General features: G+C 67.1%; 19 protein-coding genes and 1 rRNA gene. 3 read left to right on the top strand and 17 right to left on the bottom strand.

Annotated features, from left to right (window positions below):
- The 10 genes from ACFWAY_RS27055 to ACFWAY_RS27010 all read right to left on the bottom strand — a co-directional run bounded on the left by ACFWAY_RS27055 (window position 1) and on the right by ACFWAY_RS27010 (window position 8,793).
- The gene (locus tag ACFWAY_RS27055; RefSeq protein WP_378453584.1) at window positions 1–1,257 is read right to left on the bottom strand and encodes an MFS transporter; all 1,257 of its coding nucleotides are present in this window, start codon (window positions 1,255–1,257) and stop codon (window positions 1–3) included.
- On the bottom strand, window positions 1,254–1,901 hold the full coding sequence (locus ACFWAY_RS27050; RefSeq protein ID WP_378453585.1) for a GntR family transcriptional regulator: 648 nt from the start codon (window positions 1,899–1,901) through the stop codon (window positions 1,254–1,256). The genes ACFWAY_RS27055 and ACFWAY_RS27050 overlap by 4 nt, the downstream gene beginning before the upstream one ends.
- Window positions 1,902–1,941: 40 nt before the next feature.
- Window positions 1,942–2,382: a RidA family protein gene (locus ACFWAY_RS27045; protein ID WP_378453586.1), complete on the bottom strand. Its 441-nt coding sequence runs from the start codon at window positions 2,380–2,382 to the stop codon at window positions 1,942–1,944.
- On the bottom strand, window positions 2,375–3,967 hold the full coding sequence (locus ACFWAY_RS27040) for a gamma-glutamyltransferase family protein (protein WP_378512838.1): 1,593 nt from the start codon (window positions 3,965–3,967) through the stop codon (window positions 2,375–2,377). The genes ACFWAY_RS27045 and ACFWAY_RS27040 overlap by 8 nt, the downstream gene beginning before the upstream one ends.
- Window positions 3,964–4,326: a non-heme iron oxygenase ferredoxin subunit gene (locus ACFWAY_RS27035; RefSeq protein ID WP_087559796.1), complete on the bottom strand. Its 363-nt coding sequence runs from the start codon at window positions 4,324–4,326 to the stop codon at window positions 3,964–3,966. Before ACFWAY_RS27035 ends, ACFWAY_RS27040 begins: the two co-directional genes overlap by 4 nt.
- Window positions 4,327–4,355: 29 nt before the next feature.
- Window positions 4,356–5,798 carry an aldehyde dehydrogenase family protein gene (locus tag ACFWAY_RS27030; RefSeq protein ID WP_378512837.1) on the bottom strand — a complete coding sequence of 481 codons (1,443 nt, stop codon included), beginning with the start codon at window positions 5,796–5,798 and terminating at the stop codon, window positions 4,356–4,358.
- Entirely contained in the window at window positions 5,795–7,033 is a 1,239-nt protein-coding gene (locus ACFWAY_RS27025; RefSeq protein WP_378453589.1) for an NAD(P)/FAD-dependent oxidoreductase, read from the bottom strand. Before ACFWAY_RS27025 ends, ACFWAY_RS27030 begins: the two co-directional genes overlap by 4 nt.
- Before the next feature lie 16 nt (window positions 7,034–7,049).
- Window positions 7,050–7,406, bottom strand: coding sequence for a Rieske (2Fe-2S) protein (locus ACFWAY_RS27020; protein WP_005245022.1), 357 nt, complete (start codon window positions 7,404–7,406; stop codon window positions 7,050–7,052).
- 68 nt (window positions 7,407–7,474) lie between these two features.
- Window positions 7,475–8,194 carry a TenA family transcriptional regulator gene (locus tag ACFWAY_RS27015; RefSeq protein WP_037242390.1) on the bottom strand — a complete coding sequence of 240 codons (720 nt, stop codon included), beginning with the start codon at window positions 8,192–8,194 and terminating at the stop codon, window positions 7,475–7,477.
- A 152-nt stretch (window positions 8,195–8,346) separates the two neighbouring features.
- The gene (locus ACFWAY_RS27010) at window positions 8,347–8,793 is read right to left on the bottom strand and encodes a heme-binding protein (protein ID WP_105419547.1); all 447 of its coding nucleotides are present in this window, start codon (window positions 8,791–8,793) and stop codon (window positions 8,347–8,349) included.
- A gap of 180 nt (window positions 8,794–8,973) precedes the next feature.
- Here ACFWAY_RS27010 and ACFWAY_RS27005 point away from each other — a divergent pair, with 180 nt between their 5' ends.
- Window positions 8,974–10,665 (top strand): PucR family transcriptional regulator, encoded by a 1,692-nt coding sequence (locus tag ACFWAY_RS27005; protein WP_378453590.1) that lies wholly within the window; start codon window positions 8,974–8,976, stop codon window positions 10,663–10,665.
- Between the two features lies 1 nt (window position 10,666).
- Here the strand turns inward: ACFWAY_RS27005 and ACFWAY_RS27000 are convergent, their stop codons facing one another.
- Window positions 10,667–12,049: an MFS transporter gene (locus ACFWAY_RS27000; protein ID WP_378512836.1), complete on the bottom strand. Its 1,383-nt coding sequence runs from the start codon at window positions 12,047–12,049 to the stop codon at window positions 10,667–10,669.
- A 313-nt stretch (window positions 12,050–12,362) separates the two neighbouring features.
- On the opposite strand from ACFWAY_RS27000, the gene ACFWAY_RS26995 reads away from it, so the two are divergent.
- Window positions 12,363–13,937, top strand: a complete 1,575-nt coding sequence (locus ACFWAY_RS26995; RefSeq protein WP_378512835.1) for a hypothetical protein — start codon at window positions 12,363–12,365, stop codon at window positions 13,935–13,937.
- A gap of 39 nt (window positions 13,938–13,976) precedes the next feature.
- Here the strand turns inward: ACFWAY_RS26995 and ACFWAY_RS26990 are convergent, their stop codons facing one another.
- Window positions 13,977–14,837, bottom strand: a complete 861-nt coding sequence (locus ACFWAY_RS26990; RefSeq protein ID WP_378512834.1) for a LysR family transcriptional regulator — start codon at window positions 14,835–14,837, stop codon at window positions 13,977–13,979.
- Between the two features lie 83 nt (window positions 14,838–14,920).
- On the opposite strand from ACFWAY_RS26990, the gene ACFWAY_RS26985 reads away from it, so the two are divergent.
- On the top strand, window positions 14,921–15,925 hold the full coding sequence (locus ACFWAY_RS26985; RefSeq protein WP_378512833.1) for a bile acid:sodium symporter family protein: 1,005 nt from the start codon (window positions 14,921–14,923) through the stop codon (window positions 15,923–15,925).
- Window positions 15,926–15,932: 7 nt separating this feature from the next.
- On the opposite strand, the gene ehuA is transcribed toward ACFWAY_RS26985, so the two are convergent.
- The 5 genes from ehuA to rrf all read right to left on the bottom strand — a co-directional run bounded on the left by ehuA (window position 15,933) and on the right by rrf (window position 19,337).
- Window positions 15,933–16,694, bottom strand: a complete 762-nt coding sequence (gene ehuA / locus ACFWAY_RS26980) for an ectoine/hydroxyectoine ABC transporter ATP-binding protein EhuA (RefSeq protein WP_378453601.1) — start codon at window positions 16,692–16,694, stop codon at window positions 15,933–15,935.
- A 19-nt stretch (window positions 16,695–16,713) separates the two neighbouring features.
- Window positions 16,714–17,358, bottom strand: coding sequence for an ectoine/hydroxyectoine ABC transporter permease subunit EhuD (gene ehuD / locus ACFWAY_RS26975; RefSeq protein ID WP_378453595.1), 645 nt, complete (start codon window positions 17,356–17,358; stop codon window positions 16,714–16,716).
- Window positions 17,355–18,086 carry an ectoine/hydroxyectoine ABC transporter permease subunit EhuC gene (gene ehuC / locus ACFWAY_RS26970; protein ID WP_095862970.1) on the bottom strand — a complete coding sequence of 244 codons (732 nt, stop codon included), beginning with the start codon at window positions 18,084–18,086 and terminating at the stop codon, window positions 17,355–17,357. Before ehuC ends, ehuD begins: the two co-directional genes overlap by 4 nt.
- A 22-nt stretch (window positions 18,087–18,108) precedes the next feature.
- Entirely contained in the window at window positions 18,109–18,993 is an 885-nt protein-coding gene (gene ehuB, locus ACFWAY_RS26965) for an ectoine/hydroxyectoine ABC transporter substrate-binding protein EhuB (RefSeq protein WP_378512832.1), read from the bottom strand.
- A gap of 227 nt (window positions 18,994–19,220) precedes the next feature.
- Window positions 19,221–19,337, bottom strand: a 5S ribosomal RNA gene (rrf, locus tag ACFWAY_RS26960).
- Between the last annotated feature and the right edge of the window lie 135 nt (window positions 19,338–19,472).

The raw sequence follows: 19,472 nt of genomic DNA, 5'->3' as shown, positions 1-19,472 counted from the left end.
TCACTCCGAGTTCGGCAGGTGCGCGCGCCACTTCGTGAGTGCGAGCGCAAGACAGCCGGCGGCCGCGATCGCGCCGAAGACGAACATCCGCGGATACGTCACCGCTGGGAACGTCTCGGACAGGTAGGCCATCACGGCGGGCGTCCCGAATCCCAGATACGTGAGCGAGTAGAAGACGGCGGTCAGTCCGGCGAGGTCGTCCGGTCCCGCTATCCGCTGAATCTCCTGCAGTCCCGACACCATGGCCATGCCGTATCCGCAGCCGAGCACGACGGCCGCGGCGAGCGCGAGCGGAACGGTCAGGGCCGACGCGGCGACGGCGGCGACGCCCATTCCGGCGAGGACGACGACCAGCGACACCACGACGGCACGCGCGTTGCGGGGAGTGTCGATCTTGCGGCCGAGTGCCTGGATCGCGAATCCTGCCCCGAGGCCGACCATGCACATGAGCGCCGAGAACGCGAGCGGCAGCCCACCGGTGTTCCCGGACATCAGCGACGGCAGCACCGCGTAGGCGGCGGCCGCCGTACCGAACACCCACGGTGCGAGCGGCGCGATCACGAAGAGGAACCGCTTGTGGGCGGCGGACGGGATCGCGAGATCGCGGGCGAGCGACACCCGTTCGGAGGCCGGCTGGGCGGCGCGGGTCTCGGGTGCCCGCCACAGTGCGACGGAAGCGGCGACGGCGATCGCGCTGTGCACGACGTAGGACAGGACACTCGGCAGTGGCGCCCACTGCGCGAGGACGCCGGCGACACCCGCGCCGAGGCCGAATCCGCCGGTCAGGCTCATCGCCGCCCGACGCGCACCGGCACCGTCCGTGGCCGCGGGATCCCACGGCGCGGTCGACAGTTCCTTCACCCAGCTGCCACCGACGGCCATGCCGAGGCCGAGCGCAACACCGCACAGGACGCGGCCGACGATGAGCATCGCGGAGGAGTCGGCGCCGAGGGCCAGGAGCGCGGAGCCGGCGACCGTCAGGAGCGGTGCCGGGAGCAGGATCGGCCGCCTGCCGAGTCGGTCGGAGAGTGGTCCGCCGAGGAGGAGGGCGGGCACGATCCCGAGAACGTAGGCGAACAGGAACAGATCGACGGTGACCGGTGCGAAACCGTGATCGGCGCGGTACATGCCGAGGAGCGGCGTGAACTCGTTGCCGCCCCACGCCACCGCGAACATGGTCGCGGCCACCAACAGCCAGACGCGCGGCGACGCGAGGGCCTCCGGCACCTTCATCGGGGATTCGCGGACAACGGTCATCGCGCAACTCCTCTCGGGTTGAGGGCGTGGACCTGGCGCATGTGGACGAGCACCGCGGCGTCGAACCCGGCGGAGTCACCCGCCTCGACGAGTTCGGTCAGCTGCTCGTGGTCGGCAATGATCCTGGGCAGCTGTCCCGGATCACGGGTGATCGAGTGTGCCGTCATGCGGCGCTGACGCTCTCGGATGCTGGAGTAGAACGTCGCGAGCAGCGGGTTGTCGCCCGCCTCGACGATCATCCGATGGAAGTCGGCGTCTGCGGCGCTGAAGGCGGCGACGTCGCCGCGCTCGGCGATCTCCCGCTGCTCCACGAGGTTCTCACGCAGGCGGGCGACGAGGAGTTCGCGGGCGTGTGGCTGATCGGCCAGCACCCGGACGCTGTGCGTCTCGACGAGTTGGCGGGCGTCGACCACGTGTTCGGCCTCGCCGTCCGCGACGGGGACGACGAGTGCGCCCCGCTTCGGGTACAGCCGCATCCAGCCCTCGGCCTCGAGTCGGAGGAAGGCTTCGCGCACGGGGGTGCGGCTGAGCCCCATGCGTCCGGCGATCTCGCCCTCGCTGATCAGCTCACCGCCGGGCAGACCGCCCGACAGGATGAGCTCCTTGACCTCGCGATAGGCCTGCTCCGCGGCGGAATACAACATAGACACAAGATGTATTTATACTCCGGAGCCGGACGCGGGTCTATGCACGGACAGCCACTGTGAGCTCTATCTCCACGGGTGCGCCGGACGGCAGGGCGTACACGCCGATCGCGCTGCGCACCGGCAGCGCGTCGACACCGAGGCATTCGACCAGCACGTCGGACGCGCCGTCGGCCACCGCGGACAGCTCCCGGAAGTCGCGCGTGCACGCGACGAAGACGCTCATGCGCAGGCACCGGGAGATGGCCGCCGTGCCGCCGACGGCCGCGGCGACGGCGGCGATCGCGTTTCTCGCCGCCAGTCCGGCCGCCTCCCGGGCGCGCGGGATGTCCAGGTCCCGTCCGACGATGCCGGTAACCGTCAGCACACCGTCGCGGCGTGGCGTCATCCCGGCGCTGTACGCGATCCCGTCGTGCACGACGGCGGAAATGTAGCGGCCCTGGGGTCGCGGGGCGGTGGCGACGGATTCCTGCTCAGACACCGAGTGCTATTCCTTCCTGGCGGGGGTCGGCGGCACCGGACAGCAGGCCGCGCGCTGCATCGAGGGAGATGATCTGAGCGCTACCACCGGCGGCCCACGGACCCTGCAGTGCGATGTCGTGACCCAGGCGCTCCAACTCGGCGCGCACCTCCTCCGGAATGCGGGACTCGCACCGCAGTTCCGCCGGGCGACCGACCACATCGGCGTCGCTTCCGGGGAAGACCGTGAAGCGGGGTGCCGCGACGGCCTCCGCCGGGTCGAGCCCGTGATCGAGCAGGTGCGAGATCAGTTGCATGTTCCATTGCACCTGCCCGTCCCCGCCCGGGGTGTTTCCGACGTGCAGGAGATTCCCCGACGTATCGGTGATCACCCAGGCGTTGAGGGTGTGCAGCGGTTTCCGTCGCGGCGCCGCGGCGTTGGGATGTCCCGGGATCAGATAGGCCCCGCGGCCGTATCGGTTGTTCAGCACCACTCCGGTTCCGGGGACCGTCATCTTGGCGCCGAACGTGAAGGCGAGCGAGTGGATGAAACTGACGGCACGGCCGTCGGAGTCCACCGCGACGGTCGAGGTGGTGTCTCCGGCACTCACGCTGAAGGCGCCCGACGACGCCCGGTTGCTGTCCAGCCGGTCCCGCGCCGCCCCGACCGCGGCCGGCTCGAGTACGGCCTTCCACTCGTCGTTGCCGGCGCCGCAGGTCGCGAACCGATCCTCGAAGGCCAGGCGGGCCGCTCGGGCCATGCGATCGACGGCCGGAGCGGTGAGCCACGGGGAGAAGCCGACGACACCGTCGTTCAGCGCCGCCTGCTGGAGCACCATCCACCCGGGAGTGGGCAGCGGTGTCTGATGAATGACCGCACCGGCGTAGTGCCCGCTGATCGCGATCTCCGATCGCACGTCGGCGCCTGCCGCCCACTCGTCCCCGCCGAACGGCGCCCCGCCGGCGCGGAGCGCCTCGACAGCCTGCTGGGCGAACCGGCCGCTGTAGAAACCGTGCACGTCGCGCGCCAGTGCCTCGATGGTCCGGGCCAGGGCGCGCTGCGGCAGCCGCTCCCCGACCTGCGGCAACCGGCCGTCCGGGAGGTACACCGCACGCAGTCCGGGGTCGGCGGCGATCGCGGTCTGGGCTTCTCGCACGTCGTCCCGAGTCTTGGCCGAGCAGGGAAGCCCCTTCTCCGCCGCGCGCACCGCCGGCGCCCAGAGGTCCGTCAGCGAGCGGGTGGCGCCACCCGCGTGCAGCGCGCCGAGGGCCGCCGGCGCTCCGGGAACGGCCACCGCCAGCGCTCCGTCGAGGGGAATCGACCGCAGCCCACGTTCGCTGTAGAAGTCCACATCACCGCCGTCGGGCCCGAAGCCGCTGCCGCCGACCGTCCACACCGATCCGTCCGGTTCGCGGACGACGGCGAACGCGTCACCGCCGATCCCGCACTGTCCCGGCAACGTCAGCCAGGTCATCGCGGCCATGGCCAGCGTCGCGTCGATGGCGTTGCCGCCGTCGGCCAGTACGCGGGCACCTACGGTGCTCGCCGCGGGATGACTGGACGAGACCATGCCGTCGGCGGAGAGAGTGGACGGTCGAGGGTTCACTTCATGCACCCCCGCGCTGCCCGCCGGCGCGGGATGGAGCTGGTGTCCTCGGGGTCGATGCCGACGAAGATCTCGCCGTCACGTTCCTCGACCGGGTAGGTCTTGATGGCCACCGTCGCCGGCGGGCACACGGGTTCCCCGGTCTCCAGATCGAATACGCTTCCGTGGCAGGAGCATCCGATGCCGTCGTCGACGAGTTTCCCGGACGAGAGCAGGCAGTCCAGGTGCGTGCAGTAGTTGGAGGTGGCGTAGGCCTTCCCGTTCAGGCGGGCCACGGCGAACTCGTGTTCGCCGGCGAAGAAGCGGCGCACGATGCCTTCGGAAACCTGTCCGGAGCGCGCAACGCGAGTGAATTCCATGGTCTTCTCCCTCTGTCGACAGGTAGGCCTCAGGCCGAAGGGCTGAGGTAGACGGTCTTTTCGGCTTGGTAGAACTGCATCATCGAGTCCCCCGCCTGTTCCTTGTGGGTCTGCGTGCTCGATGCCTTGTATCCGCCGAACGGCGCGTTCATGCTCATGCCGGTGGTGGGCTGGTTGATCTTCACCAGACCCGATTCGGAACGGCCCGCGAACGCGAGTGCCCTGGTCACGTCGTTGGTGACGATTCCCGCGCTGAGCCCGAATTCCGTGTCGTTCGCGAGTGCGACAGCCTCGTCGAAGCCGGACGCCCGCAGGAAGACCAGCAGTGGTCCGAACACTTCTTCCGTGACTACCCGCATGTCCGGGCTGCCACCGGCGAACACCGTCGGGACGGCAAAATAGCCGTTCTCCCTGTCGAGACTGGTTCCGCCACAGACCAGTTCGGCGCCTTCGTCGCGGCCGATCTGGACGTACTCGAGGAATTTGGCGAGTTGCCCCGCGCTCGCGAGAGCCCCCATGCCCACACCAGGGTCGGCGCCCGGTCCGACGGTGATCCCGCCGGCAAGCTCCACAACGCGGTCCAGCAACCGGTCGTGGATCGCGTCCACCGCGATCACCCGGCTGGTGCCCGTGCACGCCTGCCCGGACAATCCGAAGGCGCCCTTGACGATCAGTGCGGCCGCCTTGTCCACGTCGGCGTCGTCGAGGACCACGACGGGGTTCTTGCCGCCCATCTCGAGCTGACTGCGGCGAGACGGACCCACCGCCGCGTGGATCGCGCGACCCACCTGGGTGGAGCCCGTGAACGTCACGGCATCGACGCGCCCGTCCGCCGCGACCGCGGCACCGGCACGACCGGAACCCTGGACCAGGGCGAGCGCCCCGCCCGGAAGTCCCCCGGCCAGCAGTGCCTCCACCAGCCGCTGACCCATCAGCGGCGTGAGCTCCGACGGTTTGAACACCACGACATTTCCGGCGGTCAGCGCCGGTCCGAGTTTGCGCGACGGAATGTTGAGCGGGAAGTTCCAGGGGGTGATCGCTCCGACGATTCCGACAGGTTCGCGGAGGGTGATGACGAGCCCCTCACCCGGGGTGGGATACGTGCTGCCGGTGGTGCGGAGCGCCTCGCCCGCATAGAAGCGCAGGTTCATCGGCGTGCGACCGACTTCCATGGTCGCCTCTGCCCGGGTCTTGCCCTCCTCTCGGACGAGTTCGTCGACGAGTTCGTCTGCCCGCGCCTCGAGGTGCGCGGCCGCGGCTTCCAGGATCGCCGCGCGGTGTTCCGGCGGCGTCGCGGCCCACTGCGGCGCAGCCTTGGCCAGTGCGCTGACGGCGGCATCCACGTCTGCCTCGGTGGAATCCGGGAACACGCCGATCACGTCGTCGTGGTCGGCGGGATTACGCCGCTCGAACGTCGCCCCGGAGGACGCCGGGACCCACTGCCCGTCAATGAAATTGAGTCCCTCGATCATGACACCGTCACCAATTCCTCGTCATCGTCCATCAGGTCGAACAGGTCGACGCCTTCGTCCGCCAGCCGGGCCGGCGCGATCGACCGGTCGATCAGTTCTCTGGCCGCGCTGATCTCGTCGCCGCGGTCGAGCGTGAAGGCGCCGCGCACGACACCGCTGTCCAGATAGAAGGCGGTGAACTCGCCGTCGTCGGCGCTGCCGCGAAAGACCAGGTCGGTGTACCGGGCAGTGCCGGTGAACTGGATGTTCTTGCCGAACTGATCGGACCAGAACCAGTGCGCGGGGTCCACCACCCCGACGCGTCCGAGCATGAGGTTCGCGGTCGCCGCCCCCTGCTTGCTCGCGTTGTCGAAGTGTTCGACGCGAACGTGTCTGCCTGCCGTGTCGGAGAATCGGGCTGCCACGTCGCCGGCGGCGTACACGTGCGGAACCGAAGTCCGCCCCTGTGCGTCCACGAGGATTCCGCCGTCGACGGCCAGGCCGGAGGCCTGCGCGACCTCGACGTTGGGGACGATCCCGATCCCCACCACCACGACGTCGGCCTGAATCACCTCTCCGCCCTCGAGCGCGATGAGCACGTCGTCGGGCCGGGTCGTCACGGTGTCGACCCGGACGCCGGCGCGGACGGTGACGCCGTTCTCCCGTTGCAGCCGAGTGCAGATGTCGCCCATCTCGGGTCCGAGAATTCGGGCGAGTGGCACCGCGTCGGCTTCGAGGACGGTCACCTCCGCGCCCAGAGTCTTTGCTGTGGCTGCGATTTCGAGTCCGACGAAGCCTCCGCCGATCAGCACCAGGCCGACGCCGGGGCGAAGTTGGGCGGCGAGCCGTTCGGCGTCGTCGATCGTCCGCAGGTAGTGCACGCGTTCGGACGCAGGACCGTTCACCGGCATCGTGCGCGGTCTGCCGCCGGTCGCGACGAGTACCGCGTCGGCCGCAATGCTCCGCCCGTCGGACAGTTCGACCGACCCGCCGCTCGCGTCGATCCGGGTCACCGTCGTGCCGGTGAGGAGTTCGACGTTCTGCTTGTCGCGCCACGCGCCGGGAAGCAGCATCAAAGACTCACGATTCTCCTGCCCGGCAAGGAATTCCTTGGACAGCGGTGGGCGCTGATACGGCGCGTGCGGCTCGTCGCCGACGAGAAGGATCCTGCCGTCGAACCCTCGGCGCCGCAGGGTGCGCGCCGCGACGGCAGCGGTCTGGCCGGCACCGATGGTGACGATGGTGTTCAACGTCATGGGGTCACTCGCTCTCTCAGTCGACTTCGGCCGGCGAAGTCGCGGTCTCGGCGTAATCGGGGCTGCGGGTGAGATCCACGTAGACGACGTCGTCCTCGACCTTCACCGCGTAGGTCGGCTGGCACAGGTCCTGGTCCTCCTCGTAGCCGGTGTCGAGGTCGAACGCCCACTGGTGGCCCGGACAGATGACCCGCCCGTGCAGCAGGGTGCCTTTCGCCAGTGACCGATCCTGATGGATGCACAGATCGCGAAAGGCGTAGATCCGGTCGTCGGCCTGGAACAACGCCACCGCGGTGTCCCCGACCTCGACGCGAAGCTTCCGGCGCCGGCCGAGCTCACGCACGGTGACCAGCCGGGTCCAGTTCGTCTCCATCGTTCTCTCCTGTCGGGCGAGACGCCTGCGTCCGGAGGGGCCCGATGCGGGCCCCTCCCTTCGCACGGTCAGGCGGTCGCGAGCTCGAGGTCGGTTGCCACGTACGTGTCGTAGAGGCCCTTCGTGTACGAGAAGCGCATCTCGGCTCCCCACTGCACGAGTTGCAGGCAACGCTGCTGCAGCTGCGGGGTATCGGCGTGGTCGAGCACGATCTGGTATCCACGCTCACCGTGCACGACGTCCGACGTGATGTGCAGGTCGAAGAATTCGATCTCGTCCTCGGTGAACCCGTACACCTCACGCAGCGGGATGATCTGCTTCTTGTAGATGCTCGGTACCTGCGACTCGAGTCCGACGACGAGCGCGGCGGTGGCCACGACGAAGTGTTCACGCTGCGACACCGCGTAGCACCAGGACTGCAGTCCGCGGGTGATCGCGTTCATGTTCGACGGGTCCTCGACGCGTTCCTTCGTGGTGCCGCACGCCTCGGCGAACTTGATGAGGAGATCGGTGTGCCGGATGTCGGCCAGTTCCTCCTCGTACATGTTCTGGAGGGTGAAATCCTTTGCATTGGTGAAGGTGTCGGGGGTGTTCGAGTAGATGTTCGCGAGGTAGTCGGCGAAGGGTCCGACGTAGTGGTAGTGGTTCTCCGCCCACCGCGCGAAATGGTGCTTCTCGAGCTTGCCCTCGGCCCACGCCTTGCTGAACGACGCGTTCTTCGCCTCGCGGCCCTTGATGGCATTCTCCAGAGCTGTGCGGAATTCGTCCCTGCCTAGAAGTTCGGTCATGATGTGCCTCGTCTTCCTCGAGTATGAGAATGGTTGGGGATGCTCCGACTGGAGTGAATTCGACGTTATCGACTCGCGGTCTGCCCGACCACGGTCGAAGTGACTGCGTTGGAAGGGTTTCGATGTGCACGTTGTCGGCGCATCGTGGACATTCAGCTGGGTACTGCGGCGAGGGCTTCGAATTCGGCCAGCATCGCCGCTCCGACTGCTTTGTCCTGCTTGCCGTTTCCGCCGCTGATGCCTACGCCGCCGACGATCTGGCCGTCGAAGACGAGGGGAAATCCGCCGACGAACACCGCAAACTTGCCCGGCAGCATCTGGCTGATGCCGAATGCCTCGTTCCCGGGCAACGCGGGACCGTCGGGAGCCTCGTTGAACAGGTGCGTTGCCCGCTCGTGGCCGGCAGCGGTGAACGCTTTCGCGATCGCGATGTCGACGCCGGTGAGGCGCGCTCCCGGCAGTCGGTGCAGGGCCAGCACGTTGCCGCCGTCGTCGCAGACGCACAGGGTCTGCTTGACGCCGATTTCCTCGGCCTTCGCGCGTCCCGCGGCGAGCAGTGGGAGTGCGTCGTCGAGGGTGATTCGGTGAACCTGATGCATTGTCTTCTCCGTTGCGTATTCGGGAGGAAGTGATGCACCGATTTCTATCACCGGCATCGGCGAAGGAACCATGGTCAAACTATCCGGCAATCTCGGCAAAATCAGGGCATAGTGCATAGGAAGAGCAGGCGCGCGCTCCGCCATACTGCACTTTTCGACGCCACCCGAGGAGGGTCCGTAGTGGACGACACCACGACACCGAACGAGGAGGACGAACGACTGTCGTTACGCGGCCTGCTGGAAGAGCCCCTGCTCGCGTCGGCCCGGCTGCTGTCCGGCACGGACGCCCTGAGCGGTCCGGTGACGTGGTGCCTGCCGTGGGGTGAGGTGATGAGCCGGCCCGACTCGCTCGCCGAGGTCGCTGTGTACACCCGGCCGGAAACCCTGTCCGCGCACGGACGTGAACTCGAATCGCTGGTGGCACGGGGAGCCGGCGTCCTCCTCGTCGACGGATCGGCGCCCGCAGGCACGGTCTGGCCGACCGGACTCACGGTCGTGGAGCTGGGATTTCCCGTCGGGTTCACCGCACTCAACCGGCTCCTCGCCGAGCGCGCACTCACCCAGGAAGCGCATGTGATGCGCTATGCCCTCACCGTGCACCAGTCGCTCGCGGGGTTGCTGCACCGCGGAGCGGGCCTGCCGATGCTGATCCGCGAGGTCGCGGCGCTGACCTCGGACGTCGCCGTCGCCCTGGACGTCCGGGGACGCCTCCTCGCGCACGCCGGCCTGCCGGACGCCGAGGACCCGGGCACCGTCGCCCTGCTGGAGGCTCTCGCGAACGCCCTGCCGGGGCTCGAGGAATCACCACCGGCACGGATGCACAACGTTCACGTGTTCCGCCTGGAGCATCCGGACGGGGTGTTCGCGCCCACGACCGCAGTCGCCGGGGCCATGCAACTCGCCGGCCGCTACGAGGGCTGGATCGTGGTCATCGTGCCCGGGGCGAACCCCCGCAGGCACGACATCGCACAGCACCGGGTGGTCGTCGAACAGGCCGGGACGATCATCGGCACCGAGATGCTCCGGCAGCGGAGCGTGGACGAGGCCGAGGAGCGGGCGCGCGGCGACTTCGTCCAGGCCCTCGTGCACGGCAACTTCGCCAACGACCACGACCTGCGCACCCGGGCCGCACTGCACGAGATCGATCTGGACCTGCACTACATCGTGTTCGTCGCTCCCGGCCTCGTCGACCGGGCGTCGGGACGGCCCGGCGCGAGCATGGTCCGGCTGGCACGGTACGCCGCCGGCGTTCTGCCGCGTCCGGGCGTACGTTCTCACGTCACCGTCATCGGCGACGTGCTCGTGGTGATCCGATCGTTGAGTTCCGCCGACGCGCCCGGCGTCGAATCCGAGATCAGCGAGTACGCGCACGCCATGTCACTCGACCTCGAAACCCGTTTGGGTCAGCGGATTCCGGTTGCCCACGGACGTCCCGCGGCGGGCGCCCGCGACATCGGGGAAAGCTACCGAGAGGCCCGCATCACCCTGGGCATCGCCCAGCGGCTCGGGCTGTCCGGTTCGGTGGCCTACAACGACCTGCGCGGGTTCAGTGTGCTCGCCCGGGCGACCGACACCGACGAGAGCCGACGGCTCATCCGTGACGTCCTCGGTCCCCTTCGGGCGTCGAGTTCGCACGCCGACACTGAGGAGTTGCTGTTCGCCTACCTCGAGGAAGGCGGCAACATCAACGCGGCCGCGCGGCGTCTCCGAATCCACCGGAACACGATGATCGCCAAGCTCGATCGCACGTCGCGGCTCATCGGGATGGATATCCGGGAACCCGAGAACCAGTTCACGCTGTGGCTGGCCCTCCGTCTCGATCTGCTCTCCCAGGTGCAGGACACCGTCAACCACGAGATCGTGACCCGCTAGCTCAGACGGCCACCGGGTCCTCGCCGGCGAACGTCCCGGCCAATCCGGCAAGGACGACGAGGGCCGCCACCACGAACAGCAGTCCGTACGGATCGGCCGCCAGGTGCACCGCCACGCCCACCCAGGCGGCGCCCACGGCGGAGCCGCCGAAGCGGATGAGGTTGAACAGTCCCAGACCCGTTCCCACGGCCCCCGCGGGCGATCGGGTCGAGCCAGCCGCGGCGGGCGTCTGGACCATGCCGACCCCCACTCCGGCGACGACGAGCACGGCGCCGACGGCGACCGGGTTCCGGACGTCGGCGGACAACGTGATCGCCAGTGCCACTTGACTACTGATCAAGATCCCCAGGCCGGATCGCATCACCACCCGGGCCCCGATCCTGTCGACGAGACGGCCGACGACGGGCGCGACGCACGTCATGACCACCGGCAGCACGAAGAGCATCAGCCCCGCCTGTGTGGTCGAACTGCCCGAACCGGTCAGGTAGAGCGGAAGCGCGAGTAGCAGGGCCCCCAGCGCGAACATCTGGGTGAAGGCGGCGAGAGCGCTACGCAGGAACCGCGATTCGATCACCAGGTCGATGGGCACGAACGGGTTCGCCACCCGCCGGCAGTGGACCACGAACCCGACTGTGACGACGACTCCGCCGCCGATGGTAGAGATACTGGCCCAGACGGGCACCTGCTCCATCGAGACGGTCGTGAGGCCGAGGATCAGCAGGACCGCGCCGAGCGTGACGGCGAACGCCCCGATCACGTCGAGCCGCATCTTCTTGCCGGGGTAGCGCGGGATGTAGCGGAGGGTCGCGGCGAACCCGATCAGGGCGACCGGCACCAGTGGCACGAATGCCCACCGCCAGCCCCACCAGTCGCTGACGATTCCTCCCATGGACGGGCCGACGGCCTGACCGATCCCGTTCACCGCCGCCCAGGCACCGACGGCGCCCGCCCGCCGTGCCGGCCCGAACAGCCACGCGATCAGGCCCATGACCGCGGGCGCGAACGCGGCAGCGGCGATACCGCCGAGCGACCGCCAGATCACGAGCACGGGCAGGGACGGCGCGAGCGCCGCGCCGAGCGAACAGACCGCGGTCCCCAGTAGGGCGGCGCAGTACACGCGCCTACGACCGAACCGGTCCCCGACCCACCCGGCCAGCGGCATCGTCGCCGCGAAGGTGAGGAGGAATCCGACGACGACGAAGATACCGCTGCCGAGGCCTGCGTCGAAGTCCGTGAGGATCGCGTTCAACGGGACGTTGACGATGTTGTTGCTGACCGTGCCGACGAACGTTCCGGCGAGCAGTGCCGCCAGCGCGGGCGACGTGCCGGGTCCGCGTTCGTCACCCGCGGTTGCACTCTGAGCCTGACCGACCGCCGTGTTCATAGAGTCCACTTTCATCCGAGAATTCGCGTTCCGGCGATGCCAGTTCTCGCCGGAACCCTTGCCGCACCCCGCTCGCCAAATTTGGTTAGGCAAGCCTAATTATGAACACAGGATTCCGTGAAACGGCTTCTGCCGAGCATTCCTTTACTTGCGCGTGACAACAAGCAATCCCGGCGAAAAATGCCGGGCACAATGCACAAATACGCTGGTTATCGATGTGCACTCTGGACGTTGACCCTGGAAAACGCCCCGCGCAGTATCACTGCACTGTGACTAGTGCCACTAGTCTGTACCTATTTCGAAGGGGCGCACCGTGGATGTAAGTCTCACCGCCGCACATTGGGTGTATCTCGGGGGAATCATTGTCATCCTCGGGACGATGCTCATGCGGAAGAACATCGTCGTCCCCGCCGTCATCGGCACCTTCCTGACCGCCTTCGTGTTCTCCGACAGCCTCGTCACCGGTCTCGCGTCGATTTTCAATGCGAGCCTCGTCGCCGCCCGCGAGCTGTTCAACATCTTCCTCATCATCTCGCTGGTGACGGCGATGCTCGGCGCCCTCCGGCAGATGGGAGCCGACCGGCTGATGGTCGCTCCGTTCCGGCGCGTCATGCGCGGCGGCACCAGCAGCTTCATCGTCCTTGCCGTCGTCACCTACACGATCTCGCTGTTCTTCTGGCCCACCCCCGCGGTTCCGTTGATCGGAGCCGTGCTCATCCCTGTCGCCATTCGCGCCGGACTTCCCCCGATGGCGGTCGGCATGGCGATCGCGATCTGCGGGCAGGGCATGGCGCTGTCGTCCGACTACATCATCAAGGTGGCACCGGGCCTGTCGGCGAAGTCGGCAGGAGTCGATCCGGACGTCGTCGCGGACCGCGCCCTGGTGATGTCGCTGATCGTCGGTCTCACCGCGCTCCTCATCGCCTACTTCACGCAGCGCAGGCACATGCGCCGCCCCGCACCGGAACTGCTCACCGACTGGGAGTCACGCGCGGAGAGCGACTTCGGCAAGCCCGGCGGCGACGCCCCCGAGGGCGGTACGGCCCCCACCGGCGGCGGCGCGATCGCTCACGTTCCGGCCGAAGCGGCGACGAGTGCCGCTCCCCCGACGTCGACGGCCGTTCTCGCCGAACCCGTCACGGCCTCCGCGCGGCAGGTCATCGACGACACGTTCAAGAGCATCCGTGCCGCGAAGACTTTCGCAGTCCTGGTGCCCACCGCCTATCTGGCGTTCATCGTCTACCTCATGGTCGGCAAGTTCACCGACCTGGTGCCCGACCTCAAGGGCGGCGACGCTGCGGCGATGGTCGGCGGCATCGCCGCGCTCATCCTGTTCGCCGCTGCCGCGACGAACGACAAGAAGGGCTTCCTCGAGACGACGTCCGAGCATCTGATCGACGGCCTGGTCTTCGCGTTCAAGGCCATGGGGATCGTGATCCCGATCGCCGGATTCTTCTTCATCGGCAACGGTGACTTCTCCGCCGCGATTCTCGGGCTTCCCGCGGACGCGACCGGTCCGACGCTGCTTTTCGACCTGGTGAACGCCGCGCAGTCCCATCTGCCGCAGAACGCGTTCGTCACGTCGTTCGGAATTCTCGCCATCGGAATGATCGCGGGCCTCGAGGGCTCCGGGTTCACCGGGCTGCCGCTCACCGGTTCACTCGCGGGCGCACTCGGGCCTGCTGTCGGGATGGACCCCGCAACCCTGGCGGCGATCGGTCAGATGGGGAACATCTGGTCCGGCGGCGGAACGCTCGTCGCCTGGTCGTCGTTGATCGCGGTGGCCGGCTTCGCCCGTGTGCCCGTCCTCGAACTCGCCCGGAAGTGTTTCGTTCCGGTGGTGTCCGGCCTGGTGCTCTCCACCGCGCTGTCCGTGTTCATCTTCTGACGGGTCGACGGCCTCGGTGGGGCGGTATCCCCGCCGAGGTCACGCGCGCAGTCGATCCGCGTTCTCGAGGATGGCGGCACGCAGCGCCTGCTCTGGTTCGCTGAGAACACTCCGGCGGGCCTCGAGCACGAATTCGACGTCGACGGCGGGCCCCCACTCGTCGCGCGAGCGCATCCGCACCGGCGCCAGCCCCGCCGGCGGAAGCGTCTCCGCGTGGAACACGACGCCGAGACCCGCCAGGCAGGCGGCCCGCAACCCGTTCAAGCTGTCCGTCACACAGGCCACCCGCGCGCCTCGCCCGGACTTCTCCAGGACGTCGAGCGCCGCCTCTCTCGTGATCGACGGCGGCGGATACGTCACCAGCGGCACCGGCCCCTCTGCATCCGGAACGAAGTCGGGGGCCGCGAAGAACGCCAAACGGTCGGTCCACACCAGTTCGCCGTGCCGGTCGCCTCTGCGACGCTTCCCGAATACCAGGTCCAGCCGGCCTTCGTGCAGTTGCCGGAACAACACTTCGCTCAACGCCACCGTGAGTTCGAGATCCACGAGCGGATGGCTGCGGCGGAACTCGCCCAGAATCCGAGGAAGCTCGTGCAGAACCAGATCTTCGGACGCCCCGAACCGGACGCGTCCCCGCACACCGGATTGCGTGAAGTAGCGCTCGGCGTCCGAGTGCCGCTCGAGTATCGACGTCGCGAAACCCACCATCACCGAGCCGTCCGCGGTCAGCTCGACGGAATGCGTGTCCCGCAGAAACAGGCGGCGCCCGGCCGCCAGTTCCAGCTTTCCCACATGCTGGCTGACCGTCGACTGCCGCAGGTTCAGTCGCCGGGCCGCGGCGGTGAAACTCCGGGTGCGCGCGACCGCGAGAAAGCTCCGCAGATGAACCGGATCGAACATCACCCATTGTTATCACGGTTCGGCATTACAGTAAACGCGACAATCGTCTTTCGAAATATCAATGAGTTCTTTACGGTCGAACCATGGTGACGAAGATCCCGCTGCTCGGAAGACTCGATCCCTTCATTCTCGGCATCCTGATCACTGTCGGGATCGCCAGTCTGGTCCCCGCGGACGGCACGGCCCTGACCGCGTTCACCTGGGCCACGAAGGTTGCCGTCGGAATTCTGTTCTTCCTCTACGGCGCCAGACTCTCCACGCAGGAGGCGCTGCACGGCCTGCGTCACTGGCGTCTGCACGTCACGATCCTCGCGGCGACGTTCGTGATCTTCCCGCTACTCGGAATCGCTGCGCGCGTGCTGGTCCCGACGATCCTGACCCAACCCCTCTATCTGGGCCTCCTCTACGTCTGCCTGCTGCCGTCGACCGTCCAGTCGTCGATCGCCTTCGTGTCGATCGCGCGAGGCAACGTGCCCGGTGCGATCGTCAGCGCCTCGTTCTCCAACATCCTCGGCATCTTCGTCACACCGCTCCTCGTGGCATTGCTGATGACGAGCGAGGGGGCAGGCTTCGACGCGTCCTCCGCGATAGGCATCCTCGTCATGCTCCTGCTCCCGTTCATCGCCGGCCAGGCGGTGCGACGGTGGATCGGTCCCTGGGTGAAAAAGCACGGGGCTCCGCTCAAGCTCGTCGACCGGGGGTCGATCCTGCTGGTCGTCTACGTCGCATTCAGTGAGGGAATGAACGAGGGCATCTGGGGCACGCTGTCCGTCGGCCGGCTCCTGGCACTGCTCGCGGTGTGCGCGGTGCTGCTCGCCGTGGTCCTGTCCGTCACGTGGTTCGGGTCGAAGCGACTCGGTTTCGACCGCGCCGATCAGATCACGATCACGTTCTGCGGGTCGAAGAAGAGCCTCGCCACCGGCCTTCCGATGGCCACCGTTCTGTTTGCCAGCCAGCCGATCGGCCTGATCGTGCTGCCGCTCATGCTGTTCCACCAACTGCAGTTGCTGGTGTGCGCGTGGATGGCGGGCCGGCTGGCGCGCCGCGCCGCCACAGAGGAGACGGAACTCGCGACCAGTTCGAGCTAGCCGGGAATCAGTCGGCCAGCACGGCCTTCAGGAAGGTCTTGGTGCGCTCGTTCTTCGGCGCGGTGAAGATCGTCGCCGGGTCGCCTTCCTCCACGATCCGCCCGGCGTCGAACATCATCACCCGGTTCGACACGTCCCGCGCGAACTGCATCTCGTGCGTGACGATCAGCATCGTGATATCCGTGGTGCGCGCGACGTTCCTCAGCACGTCGAGGACGTCCGCCACCAACTCCGGATCCAGCGCCGACGTGACCTCGTCGAGCAGCAGAATGTCGGGGTCCATCGCCAGTGCTCTCGCGATCGCGACCCGCTGCTGCTGGCCGCCGGACAGTTGCGTCGGGTGCGCGGTCTCCTTGTCCGAGAGCCCGACCGTCTCGAGTAACTCGCGTGCGCGCTTCACGGCAGCGGCCTTGTCGAGTCCGAGAACGTGGATGGGTGCCTCGGTGATGTTCTCGATCACGTTCATGTTGGGAAACAGGTTGAACTGCTGGAAGACCATGCCGATCCGGCGGCGTATCCGGCGTGTGTACTTCTCCGACGCCGGAACGAGTTTACTTCCCTTCTCTTCGTGCGTCAGGCGGTCCCCGTCGACCCAGATGACGCCGTCGTTCACCTTCTCGAGGGTCATGACGAGTCGCAGAATGGTCGTCTTGCCCGATCCGCTCGGGCCGATCAGGGTCACGCGGTCGCCGCGTGCGACCTGGAAATCCAGGTGGTCGAGCACGACGTGGTCGCCGAACTGCTTTACGACGTCGTCGAATCGGATCATCGGGGTTGCTGCGCTCGCGTCATCGGGCAAGACGTCTCTCCAATCGCCGTATGAGCAGGGACGTCGGGTAGCTGGCGACCAGGAAGATCACACCCGCCAGCGTCAACGGTTCGAGGTACTGGAAATGCCGGGCGCCGAACTGCTGCGCGGCCGTCACCATCTCCACCACCGTGATGGCGAACAGGAACGGGGTGTCCTTGAACATCGACACCGCGTAGTTGCCCAGCGCGGGAACGACGCGACGGATGGCCTGCGGCAGGATGATCGCCCGCCACGTCCGAGTGGGCGCGATGGACAACGCCCGCGCCGCCTCCCACTGACCGACGGGCACTGCTTCGATACCCGCCCGGTACACCTCGGCCATGTACGTCGCATAGTGGATTCCGAGTACGGCGACACCGATCTGCAGCGGCGACAGTCCCGTGAACGTGTAGTACACGAACAGCAGTTGCACGACGAGCGGGGTCAGCCGGATGAATTCACTGACCGCGCGGACCGGGACACTCACCCACCGCGGCGCGGCCTGCCGGATCAATGCGATGACGAGTCCGAGAACGACGGAGATCAGGAACCCGAGAACGGTCGCGATCAGGGTGATCTTGAAACCCTCGAGAAGCACGGGCAGAGCCTCGAACGCTCGATCCCAACTCCAGTGGACGCTCATTGCTTCGCGGCCTCCAGTCCCCGTGGATCGGAGGGTGCGAGGCTGAAGATCTCACGCAGGGAGGGCCCAGTACCGAGGCGATTCTTCGCCCGCACCTCCAGCGCGTTCATCAGCAGTGTCAGAACGTAGCCGATGACGAAGTAAATGACGAGCCCGACGCCGAACGCGAAGAGCGTGTTCCCGGTCGTCTGCCGGAGCTGGTCGATCTCGAAGGTCAAGTCCTGCAGGAGGATATAGCTCGCGAGCGCCGTGCCCTTGAGGAGTTGGATCAGGAGGTTCGTCAACGGAGGAATCATCTCCGCCCACGCCTGCGGGAACACCACCCGGCGCAACCGCTGCCAGTGACTGAAGTCCAGTGCCGTCGCTGCCTCCCACTGCGATTGCGGCACCGAGTTGATCGCGCCGCGCACCACCTCGGCTCCGTAGGCGCCGTAATTCAGCCCGAGCGCAAGGATCCCGCACAGCACCGGGTCTATGAGATAGCCGAACAGCGGGACCACGTAGAACAACCAGAAGAGCTGCACCAACAGCGAAGTGCCCCGGAAGAATTCGATGAACGCGCGCGCCGATCCTCTGATCACGATGTTGTGTGCACGTGCTGCCAACCCGAGCGCGAGCGCGAGGACGAACGCGAGGAGGGCACCGCCCGCCGTCAGCTGGAGCGTGACGACGATCCCTTCCTGGATGCTCGGCCACGCATCCAGTAGGGCGTCGATATTCTCCTTCACAGGCAGCAGACCACTACGACGATCAGCCGGCCCCGCCGCAGAGTTTGGCGGTGGTCAGGTTCGGATCGGGCAGTTCCTCCGCGGTGAATCCGAACGGTCCGACGATGGACAGGTATTTGTCCTTGTCGGAAGTGATCTTGGCCAGCTCGGCGTTGTAGGCGTCGCGCAACTCGGTGTCCTCCTTGCGGAAGACGGTGCCGCCGGCACCGACCTGGGGTACCCCGTCGATCACGGCGACGAAGGAGTTGGTCACTTCTACCGGGGCCTGCGGGTTGTTCTGCGCCAGCCAGTTCAGCGAGATCCCGGTGAGCGCAAAGACATCCGCTCGCCCGTTGGCGACCGCGTCCATTCCGTCCTGCGGCGACGCCACCTGCATCGCATCGATCCCGAGCTGCTGCGCGTAGTCCGATTCGATCGCCCCGGTCATCGCAGCCATCCGCACCCCGCTCTGCTGCACCGACTGCATGTCCGTGAGCTTTGCGGGATTGCCCTTCGGCACCATCAGTGCGGTCGTGTAGTTGAACTCCGGCTCGCTGAACGCTGCCTGCTCGCACCGCTGCGGCAGGATCGACATACCGGCGCTGACGACGTCGAAGCGGCGGGCCTGCAGTCCGGGGATGAGCGCTCCGAAGTCGGTACTCACACCCTCGACGTTGTCGATGCCCAGGTTCTTGAAGATCTCCCGGTGCAGGGCCACGGTGGCGCCGGTCAACTGGCCGTCCTGCTCGAAGCTGTACGGCGCCTCGCCGGCGAAGCCGACGGTCACCGTTCCGCTGTCCTGCAGTTGCTGGAGGAGCGATCCGCCGCTGGCCGTGTCGGTCTTCGTGCACCCCGCCAGGGAGCCGGCAGCCACCAACATGCCTGCGAAGGCGACAGCGGCTCTGACCGCCGGACGTTGTTTCGACATCGTGCTCGTCACCACAGATTCCCTTCGTCACCTCGGGTGATCCGGGAGGACGCGCACCGCACGGCACGATCCCAACGGATCTGCCCGGGCCACGTTACGCAGGCGAAGGATCTGCCATAGGGGAACCGGGGGGACGTTACCGCAGCGTTATCAAGTTGTGGTCGGTGAAGGGTGTCCGGGAATGCCGAAAGCCCCCCAACAAGGTTGGGGGGCTTTCGGTAACGGATGTTCGGCGGTGTCCTACTCTCCCACACCCTGTCGGGTGCAGTACCATCGGCGCTGGAGGGCTTAGCTTCCGGGTTCGGAATGGGACCGGGCGTTTCCCCTCCGCTATGGCCGCCGTAACTCTATGAAACTGTCACACGGAACATCAGCGAAGAAACAAACAAGAATTGTTGTTGTTCTTCTTTCTTCAGTTCTGAAACGTGTGTGTTGTTTCAGATACTGCACAGTGGACGCGTAGCTTCTTTGTGGTAAGT

This window comes from Rhodococcus sp. NPDC059968, from assembly GCF_042738615.1.
Lineage (GTDB): Bacteria > Actinomycetota > Actinomycetes > Mycobacteriales > Mycobacteriaceae > Rhodococcus_F.
Note: the sequence above shows the minus strand (reverse complement) of the source record. Positions and strands in the feature narration are given on the sequence as shown.

Bases quoted from the DNA above. Each gene is read 5' to 3' on its own strand.
- ACFWAY_RS26990 (WP_378512834.1), bottom strand. From the start codon at position 14,837: ATGTTCGATCCGGTTCATCTGCGGAGCTTTCTCGCGGTCGCGCGCACC.
- ehuB (WP_378512832.1), bottom strand. From the start codon at position 18,993: ATGTCGAAACAACGTCCGGCGGTCAGAGCCGCTGTCGCCTTCGCAGGC.
- ACFWAY_RS27015 (WP_037242390.1), bottom strand. From the start codon at position 8,194: ATGACCGAACTTCTAGGCAGGGACGAATTCCGCACAGCTCTGGAGAAT.
- ACFWAY_RS27030 (WP_378512837.1), bottom strand. From the start codon at position 5,798: ATGATCGAGGGACTCAATTTCATTGACGGGCAGTGGGTCCCGGCGTCC.
- ACFWAY_RS27020 (WP_005245022.1), bottom strand. From the start codon at position 7,406: ATGGAGACGAACTGGACCCGGCTGGTCACCGTGCGTGAGCTCGGCCGG.
- ACFWAY_RS27010 (WP_105419547.1), bottom strand. From the start codon at position 8,793: ATGCATCAGGTTCACCGAATCACCCTCGACGACGCACTCCCACTGCTC.
- ACFWAY_RS27055 (WP_378453584.1), bottom strand. From the start codon at position 1,257: ATGACCGTTGTCCGCGAATCCCCGATGAAGGTGCCGGAGGCCCTCGCG.
- ACFWAY_RS27000 (WP_378512836.1), bottom strand. From the start codon at position 12,049: ATGAACACGGCGGTCGGTCAGGCTCAGAGTGCAACCGCGGGTGACGAA.
- ehuD (WP_378453595.1), bottom strand. From the start codon at position 17,358: ATGAGCGTCCACTGGAGTTGGGATCGAGCGTTCGAGGCTCTGCCCGTG.
- ACFWAY_RS27050 (WP_378453585.1), bottom strand. From the start codon at position 1,901: ATGTTGTATTCCGCCGCGGAGCAGGCCTATCGCGAGGTCAAGGAGCTC.
- ACFWAY_RS26985 (WP_378512833.1), top strand. From the start codon at position 14,921: ATGGTGACGAAGATCCCGCTGCTCGGAAGACTCGATCCCTTCATTCTC.
- ehuA (WP_378453601.1), bottom strand. From the start codon at position 16,694: ATGATCCGATTCGACGACGTCGTAAAGCAGTTCGGCGACCACGTCGTG.
- ACFWAY_RS27025 (WP_378453589.1), bottom strand. From the start codon at position 7,033: ATGACGTTGAACACCATCGTCACCATCGGTGCCGGCCAGACCGCTGCC.
- ACFWAY_RS27035 (WP_087559796.1), bottom strand. From the start codon at position 4,326: ATGGAATTCACTCGCGTTGCGCGCTCCGGACAGGTTTCCGAAGGCATC.